Raw genomic sequence first — 25625 nt, forward strand, 5'->3', positions numbered from 1 at the left:
ATATCACTGGCACACCGCTTTCGCGAGCAAGCCCGCTCCCACATTGGATTGCATTTCAAGTGGCGGAATCAGCGTTCAATAAAAAGCCCCGCATCTGCGGGGCTTTTTGTTGGGGCCGATTTACTTCTTCAAACCCAGCTTTTTCAGTTCTTCATCCCGCAGTTCGCGGCGCAGGATCTTGCCCACGTTGGTGGTCGGCAGCGCATCGCGGAATTCCACGGCCTTGGGCACCTTGTAGCCGGTGACGTTGGCGCGCATGTGCTCCATCACCTGGTCTTTGGTCAGGCTGGCACCCGGCTTGACCACAATGAAGATCTTGATGTGTTCCCCGGACTTCTCGTCCGGCACACCAATGGCCGCGCATTGCAGCACGCCCGGCAGGGTCGCCAGCACGTCTTCAAGCTCGTTGGGGTAGACGTTGAAACCGGAGACCAGAATCATGTCCTTCTTGCGGTCGACAATGCGCATGTAGCCATCCGGCTGGATGATCGCGATGTCACCGGTCTTCAGCCAGCCTTCGCTGTCGAGGATCTCGGCGGTGGCGTCTTCGCGCTGCCAGTAGCCCTTCATCACTTGCGGGCCCTTGACGCACAACTCGCCCACTTCACCCAGCGCCAGCTCGACGCCGTCATCGGTGATGACCTTGCACAGGGTCGACGGCACCGGGATGCCGATGGTGCCGATCTGGATGTTCTGGATCGGGTTCACGGTGGCCACCGGGCTGGTTTCGGTCATGCCGTAACCTTCGCAGATGGAGCAGCCGGTGACCGCTTTCCAGCGCTCGGCCGCCGCCAGTTGCAGGGCCATGCCGCCGGACAGGGTGACTTTCAGCGCCGAGAAATCCAGCTTGCGGAAGGCATCGTTGTTGCACAGCGCAACGAACAGCGTGTTCAGGCCGACAAAGCCGCTGAACTTCCACTTCGACAGTTCCTTGACCATCGCCGACAGGTCGCGCGGGTTGCTGATCAGGATGTTGTGGTTGCCGATCAGCATCATCGCCATGCAATGAAAGGTGAAGGCATAGATGTGGTACAGCGGCAGCGGGGTAATCAGGATCTCGCAACCTTCATTCAGGTTGGAGCCCATCAGCGCCTTGCACTGCAGCATGTTGGCGACGAGGTTGCGGTGGGTCAGCATCGCGCCCTTGGCCACGCCCGTGGTGCCGCCGGTGTATTGCAGCACGGCGACTTCGTCGCTGGCGGGGCTGACTTCGTTCACCGGCTGGCCGTGGCCCTTGGCCAATACGTCGTTGAACTTGATCGCCTTGGGCAAGTGATAGGCCGGGACCATCTTCTTCACGTACTTGATGACGCTGTTGATCAGCAGGCGCTTGAGCGGCGGCAACAGGTCGGCGACTTCGGTGACGATCACGTGCCGGACGGAAGTCTTGGGCACGACTTTTTCAGCCAGGTGCGCCATGTTGGCCAGGCAGACCAGGGCCTTGGCACCGGAGTCGTTGAATTGGTGTTCCATTTCCCGCGCGGTGTACAGCGGGTTGGTGTTGACCACGATCAAGCCGGCACGGATGGCACCGAATACGGCGACCGGGTATTGCAGGACGTTGGGCAGTTGCACGGCGATTCGATCACCGGGCTGCAAGTCGGTATGCTGTTGCAGGTAAGCGGCGAAGGCGCCGGACAGTTCGTACAGTTCACCGTAGGTGATTGTCTTGCCCAGGTTGCTGAAAGCCGGTTTGTTGGCGAAGCGTTGGCAGGACTGCTTCAGTACCGCCTGAATATTCGGATACTCGTCTGGATTGATTTCTGCAGCAATCCCGGCGGGGTACTTATCCTTCCAAAAGTCTTCGATCATGGAAGCCCACTCCTCAGCGACGCGAATTCATTCATCGCATTTGATGCGATTATTATTTGTTTGTTTTTGGGTGAGTCTGGCGGTTAAAAGCAGGCCAAGAGGTCACAAAGCGCGCCGAGAGTAGCAGCTTTGCCAAGGGCCGCCTAGAGCCAAAAGAGGCCCCTACGGTCATAAACATGACTCAAGAATATCTAATGGTCATTTTTAGAGCAAAGATTCTATAAGCCTGGAAAGGGCTCTGGAATGGGCTTCTACGCATTTAAACTGAATGAATAAAAACCAAATGTGGGAGCGGGCTTGCTCGCGAAAGCGCAGTGTCAGTCACAGGATATGTCGACTGGTATACCGCTTTCGCGAGCAAGCCCGCTCCCACATTTTTTGACCTTATTTCAAATCAGGCTATGTCGCGCAATTCGCGCCGCAGGATCTTGCCCACCGGCGTCATCGGCAACGACTCACGCAACACAATATGCTTGGGCACCTTGTAGCCGGTGAAGTTGGCCTTGCAGTAGGTCTTCAGCTCTTCAAGGCTCACGCCTTGGGCACGGGCCACCACAAACAGCTTCACCGCCTCGCCGGTACGCTCGTCCGGTACGCCGATCACCGCGCAGCTGGCCACCGCCGGATGCGCCATCACCACGTCTTCGATCTCGTTGGGGTACACGTTGAACCCCGAGACGATGATCAGATCCTTCTTGCGATCAACGATGCGCACAAAGCCGTCCGGGTCGATCACCGCGATATCGCCGGTCTTGAGCCAGCCTTCGGCGTCCAGGGTCTCGGCAGTGGCCACCGGTTGCTGCCAGTAGCCCTTCATCACTTGCGGGCCCTTGATGCACAGCTCGCCCCGCTCGCCCAGCGGCAGCTCCGCGCCGTTGTCGTCGATGATCTTCATCGCCGTGCCCGGCACCGGAATGCCCACGGTGCCCAGCTTCGATTTGCCGCCATAGGGGTTGGTGCTGGCCACCGGTGAGGTTTCGGTCAAGCCGTAGCCTTCACCAATCGCGCAGCCGGTCAGTTGCTGCCAGCGCTCGGCCGTGGCCTTGACCAGTGCGGTGCCGCCGGAGTTGGTGAGCTTGAGGTGGGAGAAATCCAGGCTCTTGAAGTCCGGGTGGTCCATCAAGGCCACGAACAGGGTGTTGAGCCCCAGCAGCCCGGTGAAGCGCCACTTTTTCAGCTCCTTGATAAAGCCGCCGATGTCCCGGGGATTGGTGATCAGCACGTTGTGGTTGCCCGACACCATCATGCACATGCAATTCGCGGTGAAGGCATAGATGTGGTACAGCGGCAGCGGCGCCACCATCACCTCCTGCCCCTCCTTGATAAGCGGATGGCCGTCGTCCCCCAGTTGCGACATACACGCCCGCACTTGCTGCATGTTGGCCACCAGGTTGCCGTGGGTAAGCATTGCGCCCTTGGCCAGGCCGGTGGTGCCGCCGGTGTATTGCAGCACCGCGATGTCGTCGAGGGTCACCGGATGGCGGTTGAGTGCCTGGCCGGCGCCCATGCGCAGGGCGCGCTTGAAGGAGATGGCTTGCGGCAGGTTATAGGCCGGGACCATCTTCTTCACCTTGTCGACCACGGTGTTGATCAGCCAGCCCTTGGCAGCGGGCATGAAGTCGCCCATCTTCGCTTCGATCAGGTATTCGATCTCGGTGTCCTTGCTGACTTCTTCAACACGCGAGCCAAACAGGTTCAGGTACACCAGCGCACGAATGCCGGCATCCTTGAATTGGTGACGCATTTCCCGCGGGGTGTACAACGGGTTGGTGTTGACCACGATCAGCCCGGCGCGCAGGGCGCCGAAAACGGCAATCGGATAATGCAGGACGTTGGGCATCTGCACGGCAATGCGGTCACCCGGCTTGAGGTCGGTGTGCCACTGCAGGTAACCGGCGAACGCGGCGCTGCGCCGATCCAGCTCGGCGTAGGTCAGGGTGATCCCCATGTTGCTGAACGCCGGACGATCGGCAAAGGTCTTGCAGGAACGCTCGAAGACTTCGATCACCGATTTATAGGCTGTGAGGTCGATCTCGTTGGGAACCCCGGCTGCGCGTTTGTCATTCCAGAAATCAGGTTGCATTATTCTTGTCCTCTTACCTGAGTGGTCCGGCCGCTTTTGATGTTGCGATGAAAGCGGAGCTTTGGGGACGTTAGCAGCTATGGTCAATCAGGCAAATACAACAAGATGCGTCATTGATTGTGTGAATCTCCCCGCCAAGGCCAGCGCTGATCCAGCGGCCTGCGGTGAATGAGCTATACACTGCAACGACCCTGAGCAAAGGAAGCGCCATGAACCACACCACTTTCTGGCTGACCGCGAATGACCGCAGTCGGGTGTACGTCAACCAGTGGCTGCCGGACGGGCCGCCCAAGGCGCTGATCATGCTGGCCCACGGCATGGCCGAGCACAGTGGCCGCTATGCCCGCCTGGCCCAGGCGTTGTGCGATGCCGGCTACGGCCTGTACGCCCCCGACCAGCGCGGCCACGGGCGTACCGCCGACGAGGGCACCCTGGGGCTGTTCGCCGAGAAAGACGGCTGGAACAAGGTGGTGGGCGACCTGGCGAGCCTCAACCAGCATATCGGCCAGCAAGCGCCGGGGGTGCCGATCATCCTGCTGGGCCACAGCATGGGCAGCTACATTGCCCAGGCGTACCTGCTGCACCACAGCGCGAGCCTTAACGGGGCGATTCTCAGCGGCTCGAATTTCCAGCCGGTGGCGCTGTACGGCGCGGCCAAGGTGATTGCCCATGTCGAACGCCTGCGCCAGGGGTTGCGCGGGCGCAGTGCGCTGATTGATTTCCTGTCATTTGGATCGTTCAACAAGGCGTTCAAACCCAATCGCACCGCTTTCGACTGGCTCAGCCGTGACCCGGCCGAGGTCGACAAGTACGTCAGCGACCCGCTTTGCGGCTTCCGTTGCACCAACCAGCTGTGGATCGACCTGCTGGGCGGCTTGCAGCAAATCAGCAAAGCGTCCAATCTCGCTCAGATAGACCCGGGGCTGCCGATCCTGATAATGGGCGGTGAATGTGATCCGGTCAGTGAAGGCAAGCGTCTCAAAAGTCTGGCCAATGCGTTGCGTGAAGCTGGCTGCCAGCACCTGGAGCTGAGCATTTACCCACAGGCGCGCCACGAATTATTCAACGAAACCAACCGTGATGCGGTCACAGCCGACGTGCTGATGTGGCTGGCCCAGGCAGCAGTGCTGCGCCGCCCTACTCGCTGCGAATGATTTTTCGTTTAAAATCAATATATTAAGATTTCTGATTAGCCACAGGATGCACCAACTGATGACCCAGGTTACCAACACGCCTTACGAAGCCCTCGAAGTCGGCCAGACCGCCAGCTACAGCAAGACCGTCGAAGAGCGCGATATCCAGTTGTTCGCGGCAATGTCCGGCGACCACAACCCGGTGCATCTGGACGCCGAATTCGCCAAGGCGACCATGTTCAAGGAGCGCATTGCCCACGGCATGTTCAGCGGCGCCCTGATCAGCGCGGCGGTTGCGTGCGAGTTGCCTGGGCCCGGCACGATCTATATCGGCCAGCAAATGACCTTCCAGAAACCGGTCAAAATCGGCGACACCCTGACCGTGCGTCTGGAAATCCTCGAGAAGCTGCCGAAATTCCGCGTGCGCATCGCCACCCGCGTATTCAACCAGCGCGATGAGCTGGTGGTAGACGGCGAAGCCGAGATCCTCGCGCCACGCAAGCAGCAGACCGTGACCCTGACCGAACTGCCGGCCATCAGCATCGGTTGAACGAACGCCCATGAAAAAGCCCCGCATCTGCGGGGCTTTTTTATTCAGGCGGGGCTCAAGACTGAGCGCGAGCCTGGTTACGCAGGGCTTTCACCTGGTCGTGGTTGCGTTGCGCGCCGTGGAACTGACGCTCTACCAGGTCACGAATGCCCAGCAGGTTGTGCTTGTTGATCTTCTCGATCGCTTCTTTGTAAGCCTTCAGTGCGTGGTCTTCACCGCGCTCGGCTTCGTTCAGCACGGCTTCTTCGTCTTTACCGGTCACCATCGACTTCACGTCGACCCAACCACGGTGCAAGGCACCGGCGACGCTGCCGGAATCTTCCGGATCGCCACCCAGTGCTCTTACCGCGGTCTGCAGTTCGGCAGCGGCGGTACCGCAATCAACGGAACGTTTGGCAAACAGGGCTTTGAGTTCTGGGTGCTTGATGTCTTCTGCGCAGGTCTTGAAGCCTTCCTGGCCGTCTTTGCTGGTCTCGATCAGGTCGTTGAGTACGGAGATCGATTCTTTGTTGATATCAGTCATTTTTCAATTCCTTCGCGGGTTAAGAAACGTGTATTAGTAATTGCAGCGCCCGTGCCAGCTTTTGAAAAAAAATTTATTACTTAAATTTCAATAAGTTAGCCAATACACAAAAATCTGTATCCGCTTTATTTGCATGATCTGTCATTTGGCCTCCATGCAGAATGCCTGTATTTTCCAAAGCACCGACTCAAACACCTGAAGCCGCAATGAACCCTGAAAAACTTGAACTGCTGATCACCCGCGAAATGCCCTTCGGCAAGTACAAGGGCCGGATCATTGCCGACCTGCCCGGCCCCTACCTGAACTGGTTCGCCCGTGAAGGTTTCCCCCACGGCGAACTGGGCGGGTTGCTGGCCCTGATGCAGGAAATCGACCACAACGGTTTATCCGAACTGCTGGAACCCCTGCGCGCCAAGCACGGCAAGCCCGCCCCTCGTCATTAATAGAGCACGCACATGGACAGTACCCGCGACGAACAACACTGGCACGCCATCGCCCAGCGCTACGACCTGGAGCCCGGCCCGATCAACCTCGAAAACGGTTACTTCGGGCGCATGAGCCGCGCGGTACTTGAGCAGTATCAGGACAACGTCGCCTTCATCAACCGCAGCAACTCTATCCATGTGCGCCAGCGTTTCGAGCAGGGCGAAAACGTCGAGATCCGTAACCAGTTGGCGCAGTTGATGGACGCCGATCCTGAAGCCATCGCCCTCACCCGCTGCGCCTCGGATGCGTTGCAGTCGCTGATCCGCAACTACAACCGCTTGCAGCCCGGCGACCAGGTGCTGATCAGCGACCTGGAGTACGACACCGTCAAGGGCGCCATGCGCTGGCTGGCGCAGAATCGCGGCGTAGAAGTGATCGAAATTGCCCACGAACACCCGGCCAGTTTCGACAGCCTGGTGCAGACGTATCGCGATGCGTTCCTGCGCTATCCCCGCCTGAAACTGCTGGCACTGACCTACGTGACTCACCGCACCGGGCTGGTGATGCCGGTGGAGGCGATTGCCGGCGCTGCCAGGGAACATGGAATTGATGTGATCCTCGATGGCGCCCATGCGCTGGGGCAGATCGAGTTCAACCTCGCGCAATTGGGTATCGCGTTTGCCGGTTTCAACCTGCACAAGTGGATCGGTGCGCCGTTGACCCTGGGCTTTATTTATATCGACCCGCAACGGTTGGCGGACATTGATCCGGACATGGGTGAGTTTCACTATCCGGTGACCGATGTACGTGCCCGCACGCCGTACAGCACGCCGAATTTCCCGGCGTTGATGACCTTGCCGCTGGTGTTCGAGGAGCATCGCTTGTTGGGCGGTTCGAAGGCCAAGGGTGCCCGACTCAACTACCTGCGGGATTTGTGGGTGAGTGAGGTGCGGCAGTTGCCGGGGATTGAAGTGCTGACGCCGGACGACCCACGGCTGTATTGCGCGATCACGTCGTTCAAGTTCACTGACAAGCCGGATCAGCAGGTGATGGCGGACCGACTGCTCAAGGAATACAACCTCTTCACCACAACCCGCAGCGGCGCGTCGTTCGGCAGTTGTATTCGGGTGACACCAGGCTTTTTGACGTCAGCGGCGGACATTCATGCGCTGATCAAAGCCATCACCGAACTGAGCGCGATATCACTGTAGGAGCGAGCTTGCTCGCGAAGGTCGTTAACGATGACACGGGAAACCTGACACCCAGCGGTGCTCTCGGTTTTTTCGCGAGCAAGCTCGCTCCTACAGTGGGAGTGGGCCATTTTCCGCAGGCAAAAAAAAGCGGTACACCGACCAAGTGCACCGCAAAAATGCCGTAGAACACAGCAACAACGATTCGGTAAATCCAATCAGTCCAGCAGGGCCAGCGCCTCGGCGGTGGTTTCCTGGATGCGTGCCCAGTCGCCGTTCTTGACCCATTCCGGATCAAGCATCCAGCTACCGCCCACGCACATCACATTTTTCAACGCCATGTAGCTCTTGATGTTGGCCGGGCCAACCCCGCCAGTCGGGCAGAATTTCACTTCGCCAAACGGGCCGCCCAAGGCCTTGATCGCCGCCACGCCACCGCTGACTTCAGCCGGGAACAGCTTGAAGCGGCGATAACCCAGGCCATAACCTTCCATGATCCCGGAGGCATTGCTGATGCCCGGCAACAGCGGAATCGAGCTGTGTACCGAGGCTTCCAGCAGGTCACGGGTAATCCCGGGAGTGACGATAAATTGCGAACCGGCCACTTCGGCCGCTTCCAGCATATGACGATCCAGCACGGTACCGGCACCGGTGCACAGCTCCGGACGCTGCTCACGCAGTACCTGGATGGCCTTGAGGCCGAACTGCGAACGCAGGGTCACTTCCAGTGCGGTCAAACCACCGGCTGCCAGGGCATCGGCCAGCGGCAGGATGTCCTGTTCACGGGCAATGGTGATCACCGGCAGGATCCGCGCCTTGGCGCAGAGGCTGTCGATCAAGGCAACTTTGTCCGCCATGGAAACGGTAGGTTGAGGGCTGTTCATCGCGGCTGATCCTTGGCTCATGGGCACCAGTAAATCTCTAGAGTAGGTTGCAAAAACGCGCGTATCGGCATGGCAGCAACGTCGTCACTGGCCAGCGCGGCGCTCAAGGTGGTCAATTTCGAGCTGCCGGAAATCGACAGCACGGTGTAGTGGGCGGTGGCCAGCAGCGCGCGACTCATGGTCAGGCGCTGGTGCGGCACGGTCGGCGCCAGCATCGGCCAGCAACGACGGCTGCCGTCCGGCTTCAACGCTTCAGCCAGGTTCGGGCTGTTGGGGAACAGCGACGCGGTGTGGCCGTCGTCGCCCATGCCCAGTACCAGCACATCAATCGTCGGCAACTCGGCCAGCAGGCGATCGGCCTGCTCGGCAGCGTCGTCAAGGGTGGCGGCGACGCTGTACAGGCTCAGGAACTTGGCCTTGGCCGCCGGGCCCTGCAGCAAATACTTCTTCAACAGGCCGGCATTGCTGTCGGCATGTTCCACCGGCACCCAGCGCTCGTCGGCCAGGGTGATGGTCACCTTGGACCAGTCCAGGCCTTGCTTGGCGAGGTTCTGGAAGAACGCCACCGGGCTGCGGCCGCCGGACACCACCAGGGTCGCTTCGCCACGGGCACTGATGGCCGCGCGCAGTTGTTCGGCCACGTCATTGGCCAAGCCATCCGCCAGCAGCACCGGGTTGCGGTACTCATGGGCAGTCACGCCCTGAGGCAGTTTCAAATCAGATATCGCCATACCAAGACCTCCCGTCCCGCGTGATCAGTGCAATCGAGCTCATTGGCCCCCAGGACCCCGCCGCGTACGGCTTGGGCGCATCACCGGATTTTTTCCATCCGGCGATCAACTGGTCACACCACTTCCACGCAGCTTCGATTTCATCTTTGCGCACAAACAGGTTCTGGTTGCCACGCATTACTTCCAGCAACAGCCGCTCGTAGGCATCGGGAATCCGTGCGCTGCGATAGGTGTCGGAAAAATTCAGTTGCAGCGGGCCGCTGCGCAGTTGCATGCCCTTGTCCAGGCCCTGCTCCTTGGTCATCACGCGCAAGGAAATCCCTTCGTCCGGTTGCAGGCGGATGATCAGTTTGTTGCTGATCTGCAAGCGCTGCTCGGGGGCGAAGATGTAGTGGGACGGTTCCTTGAAGTGGATGACGATCTGCGACAGTTTTTGCGGCATGCGCTTGCCGGTACGCAGGTAGAACGGCACCCCGGCCCAACGCCAGTTACGGATATCGGCACGCAGGGCGACGAAGGTCTCGGTGTCGCTCTGGGTGTTGGAGTTCTCTTCTTCCAGGTAACCCGGTACCGGCTTGCCGGCGCTGTAGCCGGCGATGTATTGGCCACGCACCACCTGGGTGGTCAGGCCGTCCGGGCTGATGGGCGCCAGGGCCTTGAGCACCTTGACCTTCTCGTCCCGAATACTGTCGGCAGACAGGTCGGCGGGCGGGTCCATGGCGATCAGGCACAGCAGCTGCAGCAAGTGATTCTGGATCATGTCCCGCAGCTGCCCGGCCTTGTCGAAATAGCCCCAGCGACCTTCGATGCCTACTTGCTCGGCCACGGTGATTTCCACGTGGGAGATGTAGTTCTGGTTCCACTGGGTTTCAAACAGGCTGTTGGCAAAACGCAGGGCGATCAGGTTCTGGACGGTCTCTTTGCCCAGGTAGTGGTCGATGCGGTAGGTGCGGTTTTCCGGGAAGAACTGCGCCACGGCGTCATTGACCTTGCGCGAGGAATCCAGGTCCGAGCCGATGGGTTTTTCCAGGACCACGCGGGTATTTTCCGCCAGGCCGACCTTGGACAGGTTCTCGCAGATCGCGCCATACACCGCCGCCGGGGTGGCGAAGTAGGCAATCAGGCGTTGTTCAGTGCCGGCGTTCTCTGCCAGGGCGACGTAGTCATCGGCCTTCAGGAAGTCGACGTGCAGGTACGTCAGGCGGGCCAGGAAACGCTGGGCGACGGTTTCGTCCAGTTCCTTGCCAACGTAACCACGCAATTCTTTTTCGATGTGGGCCAGGTGCTGTTGCTCGGAACCGGCCTCACGGGCCAGGGCCAGGATGCGCGTGTCTTCGTGCAGCAGGCCCGCACCATCGAGTTGATAGAGGGCAGGAAATAACTTGCGCAGCGCCAGATCACCCAAGGCGCCAAACAGGGCAAAGGTGCAGGGTTCTACGGTTATCGAAGGCATGATGTTTGTTCTTTTATCAAGTTAAGCTACAAATACCTTTTTTTAAGGCATCACTCAAGGAAAAATGTAGTAATAACCACAACATTTTCCCGAAAAACGTATTCCGAGTGGTGGTGTTCAACTACCCTCAGTAGGATAGGCCACCGCAAAGGGCCGCTCGTCGATTGGTTGACGACCCTTATTTGCATCGTCGCCCTAAGGAAACATGAATGGACCGCGTGCGAAATCTACTGGAACAGATCCAGAAACGCCTCGAAGAACTGAACAAGGCTGAACGTAAAGTCGCCGAGGTCATCCTGCTCAACCCGCAGCAGGCGACCCGCTTCTCTATCGCCGCCCTCGCCCAGGCCGCTTCGGTCAGCGAACCTACAGTGAACCGCTTCTGCCGCTCGTTCGGCGTGAGTGGTTACCCTGAACTTAAATTGCAGCTGGCGCAAAGCCTGGCCAGTGGCGCGGCGTATGTCAGCCGCGCGGTGGAGGCCGATGATAACCCGGAGGCCTACACCCAGAAGATCTTCGGCAGTGCCATCGCGTCCCTCGACAGCGCCTGCCAGGCCCTGGACCCGAACCTGATCAGCAAGGCCGTCGACCTGCTGATCCAGGCTCGGCAGATCCACTTCTTCGGCCTGGGTGCTTCGGCGCCGGTGGCCATGGACGCGCTGCACAAGTTTTTCCGTTTCAACCTGTCGGTCACGGCCCACGCCGATGTGCTGATGCAGCGGATGATCGCCTCGGTGGCCCACACCGGGGAGTTGTTCGTGATCATTTCCTACACCGGGCGTACCCGTGAACTGGTGGAAGTAGCACGTATTGCGCGGGAAAACGGCGCCTCGGTGCTGGGCGTGACCGCCGAAAATTCGCCGCTGGCCAAGGCCAGTACGGTGAGCCTGAACATTCCGTTGCCGGAAGACACCGACATCTACATGCCGATGACCTCGCGGATCATTCAGTTGACGGTGCTGGATGTGCTGGCGACGGGCATGACCTTGCGTCGCGGAGTGGATTTCCAGCCGCACTTGCGCAAGATCAAAGAGAGCTTGAACGACAGCCGGTATCCGGTTGGGGATGAATTCAACTAGGCCCGAATCTACTGTGAATGTGCCGGCCTCTTCGCGAGCAAGCCCGCTCCCACATTCGACTGCATTCCAAAAGTGGAACTCGGTCTAATGTGGGAGCGGGCTTGCTCGCGAAAGCGGCATCAGCAACACCGGAACATCCGGATCAAGCCCCCGCCCTCGCCTGCAAACTCAAATGCGCCCTCTCCCCCGGCGCCAGGCTCGCAGCAGCCATCGCCGACTCCACACACACAAACCCCGCAGCCTCGTTGAAGCTCACCCCCAGCAACGGTCGACTCCCCGGGTGCCACACCACCGTGTCGGCACTCTCGCCGGTGTCGATGCACAATTCGCGCTGCCAGGCATGGTCCTTGAGGTGCAGTTCACCGTCGTGCTGGAACACCCGCTGACACCCACCATCGACACGCAACTCACCTTCCTGCTGGCACGCCTGGCGATTCAGCTGGTCGTAGCCCTGCGCGCCATCGAGCCCAGACAGCGCTATCTCACCAACGTTGCCAATCCGCCAATAAGCGTGCAAAGCATGGCTCAATTGGCACGGCAGCTCGTCCTGGTGCTCGGTGGCCAGGCGCAGCTCCAGGGTTTCCCCCAGGTGTGCATGCAGGTCCACCTGCCAGTCGCATAGCTGCAATTGCCAGTGCAAACGCACGCCGTCGTCGTCGGTGCTGCTGTCCAGCAATTTCCAGTCGATCAGCCGTGCCCAACCATGGGACGGCCAGGCGTTTTCGCTGGGATGGCGGCCATACCACGGCCAACACACCGGCACGCCGCCACGGATGGCGCCGACCTGCGGCCACTTGGCCGCGCACCACAGCCAGGGCTTCTGGCCCGTGGGCTGAAAGTGCAGCAATTGCGCGCCCTGACGACTGAACACCGCCTGGCAGAGCGGGTGATCAATCACCAGCACATCGCGCATCTGGAAGCGTTCCCAGGCGAATACCGGCCGCTCGCGCAGGGATTTGAAAAAGCGTTGCAGCGGATGCTCATGCATGTGCCACGGTCCTGAATATCTTTGCAGGCGCTGGCTTGCCTGCGATGGCATCGCCTCGGTGTGGCAGATACACCGCGGGGCTCGCATCGCAGGCAAGCCAGCTCCCACACAAAAAAAAGCGGATAGCCATGGCTACCCGCAAAATGCGCACAGAGAGAAGGAGCTTATCGCAACAACGTTAGAACGTAGACTGAATTTTCAGGCCCGCTACCACCGCGTTGTCGACTTGCTTAACACCACCTGGGTTGGCGATGTATTGCAGGTTGGGACGCACGGTCAGCCAGTTGGTGACGTGGATGCCGTAGTTCAGTTCGACGTTGTATTCGGTGTTGCGCAGCGGTGCGTAACCCGCTTCGCTGTAATCGGTGAAACCGTTGGCCTCGTTATACAGCTCGGCGTTTTTCTTCACGTCGCTGTTGGCATGGATACGGGACACACCGATACCCACGTCATCCTTGGTACGGGCGTCGAATGGGCCTTTGTACACAAGCATCACCGACTGGTAGTTGTCGACCAGGTTGGTGTCTTTGTCGTGGAAGGTGGCGTTGGCCGCGATGTTCAAGCCGCGGGAAGCGTCGCCATTGTGGGTAGTGAGTTGCTGTTGCACGACGCCCCAATAGCCGGTTTTGCTGCTGCGCACACGGTAGGCTGCCCCAGTGGTGGCTGCATCGTTGCCATTGACATCTTTAAGTACGTCGTTGGCGTCCGCGGCGCTCTTGTAGTAACCCACACGGTATTCACCCGGCAGGCCATTGACCTTAGGCGACCAGACCAATTCCACCGGAATCACGGTGCCCTTGGTGCCGCTGCCGCTGAGCTTGAAGCCGTTGCCGTGCTCCAGTTGCGACGGGTTCTGGTTGTATGCACCGATTTGCGCATACAGTTCAGGCGTGATGTTGTACTTCACGCGAATAGCCGCCTGGGCGACTGGCCAGTTGTACCAGGTGTTTACATAGTTACCGACCTGGGAGCCACAGAACGACAGGTTCTGGAAGTCGCACGGGAAGGTGTTGAAGTCTTCGCCTTCACCGAAGTAACCGAGCTTCACGTCCAGCTTGTTGTCGAACATCTGGTGCTGAACCCAGAACTGGGTCAGACGCACCATGTGGCCTCGGCCGTCGACTTCTTGAGACGAACTCAAGGTGCCGGCACGCGGGTCACCGATACGGTCGTTGGAGATGTTTGCACCATTACGATTGGTCAACTGGATCTTGGCCTGGGTGTTATCCCAGCCCCACAGCTTTTGCAGGTCCAGTGCCACGCCCAGACCGAACTGGTCAGCGTAACGGGCAGTCTTGTCGTTGTTGTAGCCGCCGCCAAGGTTGCCACCGACTTCACCGACGTAATCCGCCTTGATGTCGATACCTTGCTCGATCAGTTTGGTACGTTCGCCGCCCCAATCACCGGTCATCCACTTGGAGTCGGCGCTGAACGCGTCGTCCGCCATCGCATTGGCGGACAGTACCAGGGCTGCTGCTGCTGACAGTTGGCAGAACAACCGGGTGTTGTTGTGGTGCTTTTTCATCCCTACATCCTCGTCTTTATTGTTATTAACTGTTTTTATCTAACGCGGTTTACTTCTTTGTGAGAGCAGGACTCTCACAAAAGCCCCTACACATCATTTGAAACTTCAGCGTCCCTTGAATTGAGCGACGTTGTCGGCACGGTCCTGGGCAGGCAACGAAGCGGCAGTGCCCAGGCGCTCGCCGGTCTTGGCGTCGAACAGCAACACTTTGGCCGGGTCGAACTGCAAGGTCAGGGTCTCGCCCACTTGCGGCGCCACATCGGGCGCCAGGCGGCAGCAGACCTTGGTGTCATTGATTTGCACGAACACCAGGGTGTCCGGACCGGTCGGCTCGGTGACTTGCACCTCGGCCCGAATGGTCGGCGCGCCGGTGGCTTCGGCGGCGGCCAGCACGATCTGCTCCGGGCGCAGGCCCAGGATCACTTCGCGGTCTTCAAGACCGGCATCGTTCATGTTCAACGGCAATTCACAGCGGGCCTGGCCGCTGTCCAGCAGCGCCACCAGGCGGCCGTCCTTGCGTTGCAGGCGCAGTGGAATGAAGTTCATCGGCGGCGAACCGATGAAGCTCGCCACGAACAGATTGGCCGGGTCGTTGTAGATCTCTTTCGGCGTGCCGAACTGCTGGATGATGCCGTCCTTCATGACCGCCACTTTGTCGCCCAGGGTCATCGCTTCGATCTGATCGTGGGTGACGTAGACGGTGGTGGTTTTCAGACGCTGGTGCATCAGTTTCATTTCGGTACGCATCTCGACCCGCAGCTTGGCGTCGAGGTTGGACAGCGGTTCGTCGAACAGGTAGATCTTCGGGCGACGCGCCAGTGCACGTCCCATGGCCACGCGTTGTTGCTGGCCACCGGAGAGCTGGCCCGGCTTGCGATTGAGCAGGTGCTCGATCTGCAGCAGCTTGGCCACTCGTGCCACTTCTTCATCGATCGCTGCCTGGGGCATCTTGCGAATCTTCAGGCCGAATTCGATGTTCTCGCGCACGCTCATGGTCGGGTACAGCGCGTAGGACTGGAACACCATGGCGATGTCACGATCCTTGGGGCTCATGCCGCTGACGTCCTGGTCGCCGATCATGATCGCGCCACCGGTGATGTTTTCCAGGCCGGCAATGCAATTCATCAAGGTCGATTTGCCGCAACCCGAAGGGCCGACCAGGATCAGGAACTCACCTTCCTTGATCGACAGTTCGATGTTCTTCAGGGTGTCCGGCAGACCGGTACCGTAGGTCTTGTTTACGTTACGAAGTTCGAGCGTTGCCATGATTACCCCTTGACCGCGCCGGCCGTCAGGCCGCGCACGAAATACTTGCCTGCGACCACATAGACCAGCAGGGTCGGCAGCCCGGCGATCATCGCCGCCGCCATATCAACGTTATATTCCTTGACCCCGGTACTGGTGTTGACCAGGTTGTTCAGCGCCACCGTGATGGGCTGCGAATCACCGCTGGAGAACACCACGCCGAACAGGAAGTCGTTCCAGATCTGCGTGAACTGCCAGATCAGGCACACCATGATGATGGGTGTCGACATCGGCAGGATGATCAGGCGGAAGATCGTGAAGAACCCCGCGCCATCCAGGCGAGCCGCCTTCACCAGTGCATCGGGAATGCTGACGTAGTAGTTACGGAAGAACAGTGTAGTAAACGCCAGTCCGTAGACGATGTGCACGAACACCAGGCCCGTGGTGGTACTGGCCAGGCCCATCTTGCCGAGGGTGAACGAAGCTGGCAGCAGCACGGTCTGGAACGGCAGGAAGCAGCCGAACAGCAACAGGCCGAAGAACAACTGCGAACCACGGAAGCGCCACATCGACAGCACGTAGCCGTTCAACGCACCGATGGCGGTGGAGATCAGTACCGCCGGAACGGTGATCTTGATCGAGTTCCAGAAGTAGCCGTCAACCGTGGCCCAGGCTTTCACCCAGCCGATGCCGGTGATCACGGTGGGCCAGCTCAGCAGGTTGCCGGTGCTGATGTCTTCCGGGGTCTTGAAGCTGGTGAGCAACATGACCACCAACGGCACCAGGTACAGCAGGACAGCGAGAATCAGCACCGCGTAGATCGCGACGCGGCTCAGGCTGATGGCAGGTTTGCCAGCAAGACTAGTCATTACGCTTGGTCCTTAGCTCGGAGTACAGGTAAGGCACGATGATTGCGAGAATCGCACCGAGCATCAGAATCGCACTGGCCGAACCCATGCCCATCTGGCCGCGGCTGAAGGTGAAGGAGTACATGAACATCGCCGGCAGGTCGGAGGAGTAACCCGGACCACCCGCCGTCATGGCCGCCACCAGGTCGAAGCTCTTGATCGCGATGTGCGCCAGGATCATTACCGCACTGAAGAACACCGGGCGCAGGCTTGGCAGCACCACTTTCCAGTAGATGCGCGGCATGCTCGCGCCGTCGATCTGCGCCGCACGGATGATCGATTGATCAACACCGCGCAGGCCGGCGAGGAACATCGCCATGATGAAGCCCGAGGCTTGCCACACAGCAGCGATCACCAGGCAATACACCACACGGTCCGGGTCGATCAGCCAGTCCAGGCGAAAGCCTTCCCAGCCCCAGTCACGCAGCAGTTTGTCCAGGCCCATGCCTGGGTTGAGCAGCCATTTCCAGGCGGTACCGGTGACGATCATCGAGAGCGCCATCGGGTACAGGTAAATGGTGCGGATAAAACCTTCGCGACGGATTTTCTGGTCGAGGAAAATCGCCAGGGTCACGCCGATCACCAGGGTGATGCCGATGAACATGCCACCGAATACCGCGAGGTTCTTGCTCGCGACCCACCAGCGGTCGTTGTCGAACAAGCGCACGTATTGCGCCAGGCCTACGAACTTGTAGGTCGGCAGGAAAGTCGAGTTAGTGAACGACAGCACGAACGTCCACAGGATGTAGCCATAGAAGCCCACCAGAACGATGAACATGCTCGGCGCCAGCACCAGTTTGGGTAGCCAGCGCTGCAGTGCATCGAACGGCGAGGCTTTGCTGAACACAGCAACAGAACTCATGGGAAAATCCAGTACAGGGAAAAAGGACTACAGGAACATGCCTTGTGGGGGTTAGGGGTCCCCCCACAAGGCCATTCGGTACTAACCGTTACTTGGCCGACTTGATCGCTGCCGCGAGTTTCTTCGCGGTATCGGCAGGGTCAGCTTTCGGGTCATTGATGTAGTTGGTCACGACATCAAAGAACGCGCCTTGTACCGCCAGCGTGGTTGCCATGTTGTGGGCCATGCTTGGTTGCAGGCCGCCAGTCTTGGCATCCGCCAGGAAGTCCTTGGCAGCAGTCTGGGCGCAGGAGTCGAAGCCGTATTTGCCCATGTCTTGCAACATGTCGATACGAACCGGGATCGAGCCCTTGTTGATGCTGAAGACTTTCTGAAAGTTTTCGCTCAGCACGACCTTGGCGATGTCCTGCTGACCGGCAGCAGTGCCTTTGTCTTTCTGCTTGAAGGCTGCGAGGGAGTCGATGTTGTAGGTGAAGGCCTTGTCGGTGCCCGGGAAGGCTACGCACTCGTAGTCTTTGCCGGCGACTTTCTTGGCGGCGGTCCATTCACTCTTGGCCCAGTCACCCATGATCTGCATGCCGGCCTTGCCGTTGATGACCTTGGCGGCTTCCAGGTTCCAGTCCTGGCCTTTGCCGTCGGCGTCCATGTAGGTCGCGACTTTCTTCAGCTCGGTCAGGGACTTGATCATTTCAGGGCCGGTCAGGGCTTTTTCGTCGAGGTCCACCAGGGCTTTCTTGTAACCGTCAGCCCCCATGACCGAGAGCACGACCGCTTCGAATACCGTGCTGTCCTGCCAAGGCTGGCCACCGTGGGCGAGCGGAATGAAGCCCGCGGCCTTGAGCTTGTCGCCCGCTGCGTAGAATTCTTCGAGGGTGGTAGGGGGTTTNGCGATACCGGCTTTCTTGAACACTTCCGGGTTGATCCACAGCCAGTTCACGCGGTGAATGTTCACCGGCACGGCCACGTAGTTACCTTCGTACTTCACGGTATCGGAGACTTTCTTGTCCAGCAGGCTGTCCCACTTCTCTTCTTTGGCGGGTTCCTTCAGGACGTCGGTGTCGAGCAGCCCGGTGGACGCCCATTCCTGGATGTCGGGGCCTTTGATCTGGGCCATGCCTGGCGGGTTGCCAGCAACGGCGCGGCTTTTCAGTACGGTCATGGCAGTGGAACCGCCACCGCCGGCGACGGCACCGTCTTTCCAGGTGAAACCGTCTTTTTCAACTTGGGCCTTCAGGACATCTACTGCCGCTTTCTCGCCACCCGAGGTCCACCAATGCACAACTTCAACCGTCCCTTTCGAGTCGGCGGCAAAAGCACTGAGGGGAAACAACGAGGCAACGGAAATAGCTACGGCGAGGCGACTGATCGCTTTCATCTGAGTACCTTTTTTCTTGTTGTTATGCATGCAAGTCGGTGCTTGCGCTGCAAACGAGTTTAAACAGGGATTTTTCAGGTGCAGGTAACAAAGGGACGCCAAAATGTCACCACTTGGTGACATAGCGCCCGGTGGCCACGGCACTGGCCATGCTCGGTGACAAGGGTAGACCCGGCAGCAAGACAGACTGCCAGGCGTGGTAGAGGTCCGGTTTGCCACCCCAGATTTTCGCGCTGGGCTGGTTTTTCGGGCTCAGTTCGTGGTGCCAGCTGCCGTGGGTGCGGTCAATGAAACGGGTTTCACAGAACTCCCAGAAGCGCCGGTACCAGGTTTCGTAATGCAGCTCCCCCGTGCGTTTGAGCAGCGCCTGGGCAGCGGCACTGGCTTCGCAATGGGTCCAGTGCAGGCGCTCGCGCACCACGGGGCGCTGGCTCCAGTCGAGGGTGTAGACAATGCCGGGGGCGCCGTCGACGGCCCAGGCGTATTCACAGGCGCTGGCGAACAGGCCCTTGGCGTCGGTCACTAGCCACTCAGGGGTGACGAGCCCGGCATCCAGGCGCGCAGCCTCAAGGTGCAACACCAGTCGCGCCCATTCGAAGCCGTGGCCGGGGGTGATGCCGTAGGGGCGAAAACCATCGGCCGGGTTGTCTTCGTTGTAACCACGCAGGGGTTGCCAATGGCTGTCGAAATGCTCGATCACCATGTCCCGGTTTTGCGCCGCATGGGTATGAATAATCCGCTCGACGATGCGCAGTGCCCGGTCCAGCCAGCGGGTTTCACCGGTGACATCGGCCAGGGCCAGGAAGGCTTCGGTGGCGTGCATGTTGCTGTTGGCGCCGCGATAGGCTTCTACCCCGCTCCAGTCCTGGGAAAAGGACTCGAGCATCGCGCCCTCCTCTTCGTTCCAGAAGTACTGGTCGATGATGTGGATCGCGTCGTTGAGCAAGGTTTGCGCGCCGGGAGCGCCGGCCACTACTGCGGAGCTGGCGGCCAGGGCGACAAAGGCGTGCAGGTAGGCGGCCTTGCCGGTGTTGCCGTCGCGGGCGTCGGGCGTGGCGAACCAACCGCCGTGCCGGGCATCGCGCAGCGGGCCGCTGAGGGCCATGACGCCGTGTTCCACCAGGTCGGCATAACCTGGCAGGCCCAGGCCATGGGCCATGGCAAAGCTGTGGGTCATACGGGCGGTGTTCATGGTTTCGGCGACGGCATCGGGCGGCAGGACGCCTTGATCGTCGAGGTTGCCGAAGCCGTCAGGCAGCCTGGAAGCCTTGGCGAATGACAGCAGGCGCTGGCCTTCAGTGGCAAGCCAGGCGTGATGGGCAGGTGCGTTCAGCCAACTACTGGCAGGCAGTGGTTGCGTGGTCATGATTAGCCCTTTTTATTATGTGCGGGATGACGGGAGTCTAAACAAGGGCGGCGCGAGGGCAAGTAACGAAGGGGACGGGAAATGTCACCGATTGGTGACATTGATTGTGCTATGGCCTGCAGGCGTCATGTGTAGTGACGCCTGCAGCACCTCACATCACTGCTGCCCGAGAGGGGTGATCCGGGCCGGCTGGTTGATCTGCTGCTGCAGGTTCTGCACCTGGCTTTGCAAGGCAGTGACGTTACGCGTGGTCTGGATGCGGAACACGTCGAACTCCTTGGTGGACGGACCGTCGGAAGCCGCGGCGCGGTTGTCCAGTTCGCTCTTGAGGACCACAAGGTCCTGCTCCAGGCGGGCGATGGCGGCCGTGGGGTTGCCCTGTTTTTTCAGGGCTGCGACGTCGGCGGAGAGGTCCTTGAACTCGGCGTCCCGGGACTTGAGGGTAGCCACCGCCTCCGTCAGCGCCTGGACCTGGCCCTGCAATTGCGCGTTGGCACTGGACAGTTGGGTCGTGCTGGCGGTCATCTGCTCCAGGCGCTTGTCCAGGTCCGTTGCCTGGCCGGCCACGCCCATCTGCTGCTTGCCCTGTTCCAGCAACTGGGTCTCCAGCTGCTTGATCTGCAGTTTCAGGGCCTCGCTGCCATTATTCACATTGGCTTCGCTGGCCACCACCTTGCCGGAAATATCCTGCAGGCGCCCCGCCGCTTCCTCGCTGATGCGCGCGAAGCTTTCCTGGGTCGCCACCAGTTGCTGGCCCATCAGGGAAATCTGCTGGAAGCTCCACCAGGCAAGGCCGGCGAAGGCGAACAGCAGCGCACCGACCAATGCCCACAGCGGCCCGGTACTGGCGCTCTTGACCTTGACAACCGGCGCAGGCCGGGAGCGCACGGAGGTAGCCGGCGTGGGCTCGAAATCATCGTCGTCCGAGGTGTCGGCCCGCAGGCTGGGAACGTTGTCGAAGTCGTCGTTAGCATCGTTACGCATGAATCAACCTTAAATCCTTTGAGGTGGCATATGGATAGCCAAGCGTCGGAGTATAAACCCCCGACCTGCCGCACTGATCGACCCGGGTTCGCAAATTCGGTTCCCGGTGTGTTGCCGGTTATTTAAGTCCCACGTCCTGGGCCTTCCACCAGCTACAGAACTCGTCGAGGGCCGCCCACAGGCTGACCTTGGGCTGGTAGTCGAGATAATGCCGTGCGCGGGTGATGTCGAGGGTGAAATCTTTGTTCATCACCTGCATGCCCAGCCGTGACAAAGACGGTTCCGGGCGCCCTGGCCACATGGCACAGAAGGCTTCATTGAGCGCCGCAACGCTGTAAGACAAGCCGTAGGACCGATAACGGGTGACCTGAGGCATGTCCATCTGTCGCATCACGTAGTTCACCACATCCCACACCGGCACCGGGGCACCGTTGCTGATGTTGTAGACCTTGCCCAACGCCGAGCCCGTCGCCAGCAAACTGCTGAGCAGGGCTTCATTGAGGTTGTGCACGCTGGTGAAATCGACCTTGTTCAGGCCATCGCCGACAATCGCCAGGCGGTTCTTGCGCTGCATCTTCAACAGGCGCGGGAAGATGCTCATGTCGCCGGCCCCCGTGACAAAGCGCGGGCGCAGGGCCAGCACTTCGAGGCCAAACTCCTGGGCGCCAAACACCTTTTGCTCCGCCAGGTATTTGGTGGCTGCATACGGATGCTTGAAACGCTTGGGCACTTGTTCTTCGGTCAAGCCCAGGTGGTCACGGCCGTCGAAGTAGATCGACGGCGAAGACAGGTGTACGAGGCGCCCGACCCGCTGCTTGAGGCAGGCCTCCACCACGTTTTCGGTAACCAGCACATTGCCCTGGTGGAAGTCCTGATAACGCCCCCACAGCCCAACGGCCCCGGCGCAATGCACCACGGCCTCGACGTCGCGGCACAGCTCGCGCACCAGGTCCGGATCATTCAAATCACCCTGGATAAACTCGGCGCCGCGCCGTACCACGTGCTCCACACCTTCGGCCCGCCGCCCGTTGACCCGCACGTCCAGGCCCTGCTCCAGGGCGAAACGCGCAAAGCGCCCGCCAATGAAGCCGCTTGCGCCGGTGACCAGAATTTTCATGACTTACTCCGCATTCTTTCGTTTTTCATCGCTGTTGCCTTGACGCTGGCCATCACGCCAACGGCACCAACCATTGCCCCGTTGTGTGTGCCAGATGATCCGTCAGCAGGCCCAGCAATTGTCCACCACTGCGCCAATGATGCCAGTACAGCGGCACATCGATCGGCTTATCTGGCAATAACTCCACCAACACGCCCTTTTCCAGCTGGTCGCGCACCTGCAGTTCGGGCACCAGGCCCCAGCCCAATCCGGCTTCCGTCAGGCGAATAAAACCTTCGGACGAGGGGCATAGATGGTGTTCGAAACCACCGTCGACGCCCAGGGACGCCAGGTAGCGATGCTGCAGGAAATCATCCGGGCCGAACACCAGCGCCGGCGTGCGGGCCAGTTGATCGGCCCGCACGCCCTCGGGAAAGTGCCGAGCGACAAACGCCGGGCTGGCCAGCGCCCGATACCGCATCGCGCCGAGCAACAGGCTGCGGGCGCCGGCCACCGGGCGTTCGCTGGCGCAAATACAGGCTGCCACTTCGCCGGCGCGCATGCGCTTGAGGCCGACGGTCTGGTCTTCTACCACCAGGTCCAACAGCAAATGCTGCTTGGCGCAGAAGTCGCTCACCGCCTCGGCCCACCACGTGGCCAGGCTGTCGGCATTCAAGGCGATGCGCAGGCGCTCGGGCATGCCCTCTTCATCCAGCGCGGGCACCTGGCTTTGCAGGTCGCGCTCCAGCAATCGTACCTGTTGCACGTGGTTGAGCAGGCGGCGGCCGATCTCGGTGGGCGTCGGCGGCGTGGCACGTACCAGCACCGGCTGGCCGATTCGCGCCTCCAACAGCTTGATGCGCTGGGAAATCGCCGATTGGGAAATTCCCAGTACCTGCGCGCCCCGCTCGAAGCCGGCCTGTTCCACCACCGCCGCCAGGGCGGAAAGCAATTTATAGTCGAACATCAGTTTTCCTAATGAGCGATCAGCAATATTGGTTTTTCTTATACAGCCTTGGACGGGAGAATAGCCAGCATCGCTTCTTCTTATTCAAGGACCTCCACATGGCTGGCGAAACCGCCCTGGCAACCCTGCTGCGCAGCATGAGCCCACAGCTCAATGACGGCGACTACGTGTTCTGCACCCTGGCCGACAGCCGAATCCCCGAAGGTTGCGAGGTGATCGGCAGCTTCCGCGAGCAGGAAGGCCTGACGTTGATCGTCGAGCGCCAGCAGGCCGAGCGCGCCGGACTGGCCTTCGACTATGTGGCTGCGTGGATCACCCTCAACGTGCATTCGGCCCTGGAAGCGGTCGGCCTGACCGCCGCGTTCGCCACGGCTCTGGGCCAGGCCGGGATCAGTTGCAACGTGATTGCCGGCTACTACCACGATCACCTGTTTGTCGGGCGCGCCGATGCCGAGCGCGCCATGACGGTGTTGCGGCAATTGGCGGCGGGCGCGGAGTAAATCCTATGTGGCAAAGCTATATGAACGGCCTGTTGGTGGCCTTTGGTTTGATCATGGCGATCGGCACCCAGAACGCGTTTGTGCTGGCGCAGAGCCTGCGGCGCGAACATCACCTGCCGGTGGCGGCACTGTGCGTGGTGTGCGACGCGATCCTGGTGGCCGCCGGCGTATTCGGCCTGGCCACCGTGCTGGCGCATAACCCGGTATTGCTGGCGATTGCCCGCTGGGGTGGCGCGGCGTTCCTGCTCTGGTACGGTACCCTCGCCCTGCGCCGGGCCTGCTCGAAGCAGAGCCTGGGCGAGGGCGAGAACCTCAAGGTACGCTCGTTGAAGGCGGTGATGCTCAGCGCCCTGGCAGTGACGTTGCTCAACCCCCACGTGTACCTGGACACCGTCTTGCTGATCGGCTCCCTCGGCGCCCAGCAAACCGAACCGGGCGCCTACGTGGCCGGCGCCGCCAGCGCTTCATTCCTGTGGTTCATGACCCTGGCCCTGGGCGCCGCATGGCTGGCACCGTGGCTGGCGCGCCCCGCCACCTGGCGGATTCTGGACCTGCTGGTAGCCGCCATGATGTTCAGCGTGGCCTATCAATTAATCAGCGCAGCGTAGATATTCCAAAACGCTCTGGAACCTCTATCCCACACAGTTGTTGCGTGGTTTTGCCGCACCCCCGGTGCTATGATCCAGCCCCTGCGCCGCAAAGAGTACAAACTCCCCGGCGCTTGTTTGGCCGCCCGTGATCGGCCTTGCGCTCACCGCAACTGACCTGATTAGGAGAATCATCATGGCTTTCGAATTGCCGCCGCTGCCCTACGCACACGATGCCCTGCAGCCGCACATTTCCAAGGAAACCTTGGAATACCACCACGACAAGCACCACAACACCTATGTCGTGAACCTGAACAACCTGGTGCCTGGCACCGAGTTCGAAGGCAAGACCCTGGAAGAAATCGTCAAGTCTTCTTCGGGCGGCATCTTCAACAACGCCGCTCAGGTCTGGAACCACACTTTCTACTGGAACTGCCTGGCGCCAAACGCTGGCGGCCAACCTACCGGCGCACTGGCTGAGGCGATCAACGCTGCCTTCGGTTCGTTCGACAAGTTCAAGGAAGAGTTCACCAAGACTTCCGTCGGCACCTTCGGTTCCGGTTGGGGCTGGCTGGTGAAAAAGGCTGACGGTTCCCTGGCACTGGCCAGCACCATCGGCGCCGGCAACCCGCTGACCAGCGGCGACACCCCGCTGCTGACCTGCGACGTCTGGGAACACGCTTACTACATCGACTACCGCAACGTGCGTCCAAAGTATGTGGAAGCGTTCTGGAACCTGGTCAACTGGAAGTTCGTGGCTGAGCAGTTCGAAGGCAAGACCTTCACCGCTTAAGTACCGCTTGTAGTAGAAAGAGCCCGGCGATTGCCGGGCTTTTTTGTGGGCGATTACAAATGGAAAAATGCCAGGAAAACGCTGGAACTCATCAAAAGGATTTCGCCACGCAGCATGTAAGAGGAATGTCCCTCTGATTGACTGCAGGAGAACTTGATATGGATCTAGCATCTTTGATCGGCATGGCCCCTCAAGCACTTAACGTGTTCGATAACGTGACAGATAAGGGCCTGGACGTTCTGGACAAAAGCTTGGGCATCCTTGATAAGACCGTGGACATAGCTCGACAGGCCTTGGGGCAAATCGACCCTCAGGCGCAAGACCAGCCACAACCGCCGAAAATTTCGTTTACCTGATGGGCGCTGACGCTCGACGGTTTGTTTCGCTGGCCTGAAAAACCCGCGCTCGTCCTGAAAAGACAGTACAAGAAGTCGGCACGTACGATCCGCCGACTTCACTCCATGCCAGGCCTGCCTTTCCATTCCCCCTCCCAACGTCTTACCCCCGGACGCGCTCATCTAAACTGCAAAACCTGCCCTGGCCGCAATGTCCCTTTGACTGCCCT

25 protein-coding genes and 1 pseudogene are annotated in these 25625 nt (G+C 60.0%); 10 read left to right on the forward strand and 16 right to left on the reverse strand.

Features of this window, described 5'->3' with window-relative positions:
* Nucleotides 1–120: 120 nt before the first annotated feature.
* Together fadD1 and fadD2 are read right to left on the reverse strand one after the other, a co-directional pair.
* Nucleotides 121–1812 carry a long-chain-fatty-acid--CoA ligase FadD1 gene (fadD1, locus tag JV201_RS22540; RefSeq protein WP_003213041.1) on the reverse strand — a complete coding sequence of 564 codons (1692 nt, stop codon included), beginning with the start codon at nt 1810–1812 and terminating at the stop codon, nt 121–123.
* A gap of 394 nt (nt 1813–2206) precedes the next feature.
* Nucleotides 2207–3895: a long-chain-fatty-acid--CoA ligase FadD2 gene (gene fadD2, locus JV201_RS22545; RefSeq protein ID WP_003213039.1), complete on the reverse strand. Its 1689-nt coding sequence runs from the start codon at nt 3893–3895 to the stop codon at nt 2207–2209.
* Between the two features lie 209 nt (nt 3896–4104).
* Between fadD2 and JV201_RS22550 the strand changes: the two genes are divergently transcribed.
* Together JV201_RS22550 and JV201_RS22555 are read left to right on the forward strand one after the other, a co-directional pair.
* Entirely contained in the window at nt 4105–5049 is a 945-nt protein-coding gene (locus JV201_RS22550) for an alpha/beta hydrolase (protein ID WP_219406064.1), read from the forward strand.
* 58 nt (nt 5050–5107) lie between these two features.
* On the forward strand, nt 5108–5578 hold the full coding sequence (locus JV201_RS22555) for a MaoC family dehydratase (RefSeq protein ID WP_003213034.1): 471 nt from the start codon (nt 5108–5110) through the stop codon (nt 5576–5578).
* 55 nt (nt 5579–5633) lie between these two features.
* Here the strand turns inward: JV201_RS22555 and JV201_RS22560 are convergent, their stop codons facing one another.
* A complete protein-coding gene (locus tag JV201_RS22560) occupies nt 5634–6101 on the reverse strand; it encodes a PA2169 family four-helix-bundle protein (RefSeq protein ID WP_003213033.1) in 468 nt (155 codons plus the stop codon).
* 206 nt (nt 6102–6307) lie between these two features.
* Between JV201_RS22560 and JV201_RS22565 the strand changes: the two genes are divergently transcribed.
* The 3 genes and pseudogenes from JV201_RS22565 to JV201_RS29935 form a co-directional block, all read left to right on the forward strand.
* Nucleotides 6308–6544 (forward strand): DUF3820 family protein, encoded by a 237-nt coding sequence (locus JV201_RS22565; RefSeq protein WP_003213031.1) that lies wholly within the window; start codon nt 6308–6310, stop codon nt 6542–6544.
* Between the two features lie 12 nt (nt 6545–6556).
* Nucleotides 6557–7738, forward strand: coding sequence for an aminotransferase class V-fold PLP-dependent enzyme (locus JV201_RS22570; RefSeq protein WP_219406065.1), 1182 nt, complete (start codon nt 6557–6559; stop codon nt 7736–7738).
* Nucleotides 7729–7836, forward strand: a pseudogene (locus JV201_RS29935) (outer membrane lipoprotein carrier protein LolA); the annotation flags it as partial. The gene JV201_RS22570 and the pseudogene JV201_RS29935, both read left to right, overlap by 10 nt.
* 99 nt (nt 7837–7935) lie before the next feature.
* Here JV201_RS29935 and JV201_RS22575 read toward each other — a convergent pair.
* From JV201_RS22575 to zwf, 3 genes are read right to left on the reverse strand one after another with little or no spacing between them, the layout of a single operon-like run.
* Nucleotides 7936–8601: a bifunctional 4-hydroxy-2-oxoglutarate aldolase/2-dehydro-3-deoxy-phosphogluconate aldolase gene (locus tag JV201_RS22575; RefSeq protein ID WP_003213027.1), complete on the reverse strand. Its 666-nt coding sequence runs from the start codon at nt 8599–8601 to the stop codon at nt 7936–7938.
* A 17-nt stretch (nt 8602–8618) separates the two neighbouring features.
* Nucleotides 8619–9332 (reverse strand): 6-phosphogluconolactonase, encoded by a 714-nt coding sequence (pgl, locus tag JV201_RS22580; protein ID WP_087693179.1) that lies wholly within the window; start codon nt 9330–9332, stop codon nt 8619–8621.
* Nucleotides 9319–10785 (reverse strand): glucose-6-phosphate dehydrogenase, encoded by a 1467-nt coding sequence (gene zwf, locus JV201_RS22585; protein WP_003213023.1) that lies wholly within the window; start codon nt 10783–10785, stop codon nt 9319–9321. The genes pgl and zwf overlap by 14 nt, the downstream gene beginning before the upstream one ends.
* A 218-nt stretch (nt 10786–11003) precedes the next feature.
* Here zwf and JV201_RS22590 point away from each other — a divergent pair, with 218 nt between their 5' ends.
* Nucleotides 11004–11864, forward strand: a complete 861-nt coding sequence (locus tag JV201_RS22590; RefSeq protein ID WP_173406104.1) for a MurR/RpiR family transcriptional regulator — start codon at nt 11004–11006, stop codon at nt 11862–11864.
* Between the two features lie 142 nt (nt 11865–12006).
* Here the strand turns inward: JV201_RS22590 and JV201_RS22595 are convergent, their stop codons facing one another.
* From JV201_RS22595 to JV201_RS22640, 10 genes are all read right to left on the reverse strand, one after another.
* A complete protein-coding gene (locus JV201_RS22595; RefSeq protein WP_003213018.1) occupies nt 12007–12852 on the reverse strand; it encodes a D-hexose-6-phosphate mutarotase in 846 nt (281 codons plus the stop codon).
* A gap of 178 nt (nt 12853–13030) precedes the next feature.
* A complete protein-coding gene (locus JV201_RS22600; RefSeq protein ID WP_134327217.1) occupies nt 13031–14377 on the reverse strand; it encodes a carbohydrate porin in 1347 nt (448 codons plus the stop codon).
* 105 nt (nt 14378–14482) lie between these two features.
* Nucleotides 14483–15643, reverse strand: coding sequence for an ABC transporter ATP-binding protein (locus JV201_RS22605; protein ID WP_017475738.1), 1161 nt, complete (start codon nt 15641–15643; stop codon nt 14483–14485).
* Between the two features lie 2 nt (nt 15644–15645).
* On the reverse strand, nt 15646–16491 hold the full coding sequence (locus JV201_RS22610; RefSeq protein WP_003213012.1) for a carbohydrate ABC transporter permease: 846 nt from the start codon (nt 16489–16491) through the stop codon (nt 15646–15648).
* Nucleotides 16484–17392, reverse strand: a complete 909-nt coding sequence (locus JV201_RS22615; protein ID WP_003213011.1) for a carbohydrate ABC transporter permease — start codon at nt 17390–17392, stop codon at nt 16484–16486. The genes JV201_RS22610 and JV201_RS22615 overlap by 8 nt, the downstream gene beginning before the upstream one ends.
* 88 nt (nt 17393–17480) lie before the next feature.
* The gene (locus JV201_RS22620) at nt 17481–18767 is read right to left on the reverse strand and encodes an ABC transporter substrate-binding protein (protein ID WP_219406066.1); all 1287 of its coding nucleotides are present in this window, start codon (nt 18765–18767) and stop codon (nt 17481–17483) included.
* A 106-nt stretch (nt 18768–18873) separates the two neighbouring features.
* Nucleotides 18874–20133, reverse strand: coding sequence for an AGE family epimerase/isomerase (locus tag JV201_RS22625; RefSeq protein WP_219406067.1), 1260 nt, complete (start codon nt 20131–20133; stop codon nt 18874–18876).
* 156 nt (nt 20134–20289) lie between these two features.
* Nucleotides 20290–21117: a hypothetical protein gene (locus tag JV201_RS22630; RefSeq protein ID WP_003213005.1), complete on the reverse strand. Its 828-nt coding sequence runs from the start codon at nt 21115–21117 to the stop codon at nt 20290–20292.
* 118 nt (nt 21118–21235) lie between these two features.
* Entirely contained in the window at nt 21236–22234 is a 999-nt protein-coding gene (locus JV201_RS22635) for an NAD(P)-dependent oxidoreductase (RefSeq protein ID WP_219406068.1), read from the reverse strand.
* 52 nt (nt 22235–22286) lie between these two features.
* A complete protein-coding gene (locus JV201_RS22640) occupies nt 22287–23180 on the reverse strand; it encodes a LysR family transcriptional regulator ArgP (RefSeq protein WP_219406069.1) in 894 nt (297 codons plus the stop codon).
* A gap of 98 nt (nt 23181–23278) precedes the next feature.
* Between JV201_RS22640 and JV201_RS22645 the strand changes: the two genes are divergently transcribed.
* From JV201_RS22645 to JV201_RS22660, 4 genes are all read left to right on the forward strand, one after another.
* The gene (locus tag JV201_RS22645) at nt 23279–23680 is read left to right on the forward strand and encodes an ACT domain-containing protein (RefSeq protein WP_003213000.1); all 402 of its coding nucleotides are present in this window, start codon (nt 23279–23281) and stop codon (nt 23678–23680) included.
* Nucleotides 23681–23685: 5 nt separating this feature from the next.
* Nucleotides 23686–24288, forward strand: coding sequence for a LysE/ArgO family amino acid transporter (locus JV201_RS22650; RefSeq protein WP_003212999.1), 603 nt, complete (start codon nt 23686–23688; stop codon nt 24286–24288).
* 175 nt (nt 24289–24463) lie between these two features.
* On the forward strand, nt 24464–25060 hold the full coding sequence (locus JV201_RS22655; protein ID WP_003212997.1) for a superoxide dismutase: 597 nt from the start codon (nt 24464–24466) through the stop codon (nt 25058–25060).
* Between the two features lie 158 nt (nt 25061–25218).
* Nucleotides 25219–25416 carry a hypothetical protein gene (locus tag JV201_RS22660; protein ID WP_003212995.1) on the forward strand — a complete coding sequence of 66 codons (198 nt, stop codon included), beginning with the start codon at nt 25219–25221 and terminating at the stop codon, nt 25414–25416.
* The last annotated feature ends 209 nt before the right edge of the window (nt 25417–25625 follow it).

It is taken from the genome of Pseudomonas sp. Colony2, from assembly GCF_019382755.1.
Taxonomy (GTDB): domain Bacteria; phylum Pseudomonadota; class Gammaproteobacteria; order Pseudomonadales; family Pseudomonadaceae; genus Aquipseudomonas.

Bases quoted from the DNA above. Each gene is read 5' to 3' on its own strand.
- JV201_RS22640 (WP_219406069.1), bottom strand. From the start codon at position 23,180: ATGTTCGACTATAAATTGCTTTCCGCCCTGGCGGCGGTGGTGGAACAG.
- JV201_RS22610 (WP_003213012.1), bottom strand. From the start codon at position 16,491: ATGACTAGTCTTGCTGGCAAACCTGCCATCAGCCTGAGCCGCGTCGCG.
- fadD2 (WP_003213039.1), bottom strand. From the start codon at position 3,895: ATGCAACCTGATTTCTGGAATGACAAACGCGCAGCCGGGGTTCCCAAC.
- zwf (WP_003213023.1), bottom strand. From the start codon at position 10,785: ATGCCTTCGATAACCGTAGAACCCTGCACCTTTGCCCTGTTTGGCGCC.
- JV201_RS22625 (WP_219406067.1), bottom strand. From the start codon at position 20,133: ATGACCACGCAACCACTGCCTGCCAGTAGTTGGCTGAACGCACCTGCC.
- pgl (WP_087693179.1), bottom strand. From the start codon at position 9,332: ATGGCGATATCTGATTTGAAACTGCCTCAGGGCGTGACTGCCCATGAG.
- JV201_RS22650 (WP_003212999.1), top strand. From the start codon at position 23,686: ATGTGGCAAAGCTATATGAACGGCCTGTTGGTGGCCTTTGGTTTGATC.
- fadD1 (WP_003213041.1), bottom strand. From the start codon at position 1,812: ATGATCGAAGACTTTTGGAAGGATAAGTACCCCGCCGGGATTGCTGCA.
- JV201_RS22615 (WP_003213011.1), bottom strand. From the start codon at position 17,392: ATGAGTTCTGTTGCTGTGTTCAGCAAAGCCTCGCCGTTCGATGCACTG.
- JV201_RS22550 (WP_219406064.1), top strand. From the start codon at position 4,105: ATGAACCACACCACTTTCTGGCTGACCGCGAATGACCGCAGTCGGGTG.
- JV201_RS22575 (WP_003213027.1), bottom strand. From the start codon at position 8,601: ATGAACAGCCCTCAACCTACCGTTTCCATGGCGGACAAAGTTGCCTTG.
- JV201_RS22630 (WP_003213005.1), bottom strand. From the start codon at position 21,117: ATGCGTAACGATGCTAACGACGACTTCGACAACGTTCCCAGCCTGCGG.
- JV201_RS22555 (WP_003213034.1), top strand. From the start codon at position 5,108: ATGACCCAGGTTACCAACACGCCTTACGAAGCCCTCGAAGTCGGCCAG.
- JV201_RS22660 (WP_003212995.1), top strand. From the start codon at position 25,219: ATGGATCTAGCATCTTTGATCGGCATGGCCCCTCAAGCACTTAACGTG.
- JV201_RS22595 (WP_003213018.1), bottom strand. From the start codon at position 12,852: ATGCATGAGCATCCGCTGCAACGCTTTTTCAAATCCCTGCGCGAGCGG.
- JV201_RS22560 (WP_003213033.1), bottom strand. From the start codon at position 6,101: ATGACTGATATCAACAAAGAATCGATCTCCGTACTCAACGACCTGATC.
- JV201_RS22565 (WP_003213031.1), top strand. From the start codon at position 6,308: ATGAACCCTGAAAAACTTGAACTGCTGATCACCCGCGAAATGCCCTTC.
- JV201_RS22645 (WP_003213000.1), top strand. From the start codon at position 23,279: ATGGCTGGCGAAACCGCCCTGGCAACCCTGCTGCGCAGCATGAGCCCA.
- JV201_RS22570 (WP_219406065.1), top strand. From the start codon at position 6,557: ATGGACAGTACCCGCGACGAACAACACTGGCACGCCATCGCCCAGCGC.
- JV201_RS22600 (WP_134327217.1), bottom strand. From the start codon at position 14,377: ATGAAAAAGCACCACAACAACACCCGGTTGTTCTGCCAACTGTCAGCA.
- JV201_RS22605 (WP_017475738.1), bottom strand. From the start codon at position 15,643: ATGGCAACGCTCGAACTTCGTAACGTAAACAAGACCTACGGTACCGGT.
- JV201_RS22635 (WP_219406068.1), bottom strand. From the start codon at position 22,234: ATGAAAATTCTGGTCACCGGCGCAAGCGGCTTCATTGGCGGGCGCTTT.
- JV201_RS22655 (WP_003212997.1), top strand. From the start codon at position 24,464: ATGGCTTTCGAATTGCCGCCGCTGCCCTACGCACACGATGCCCTGCAG.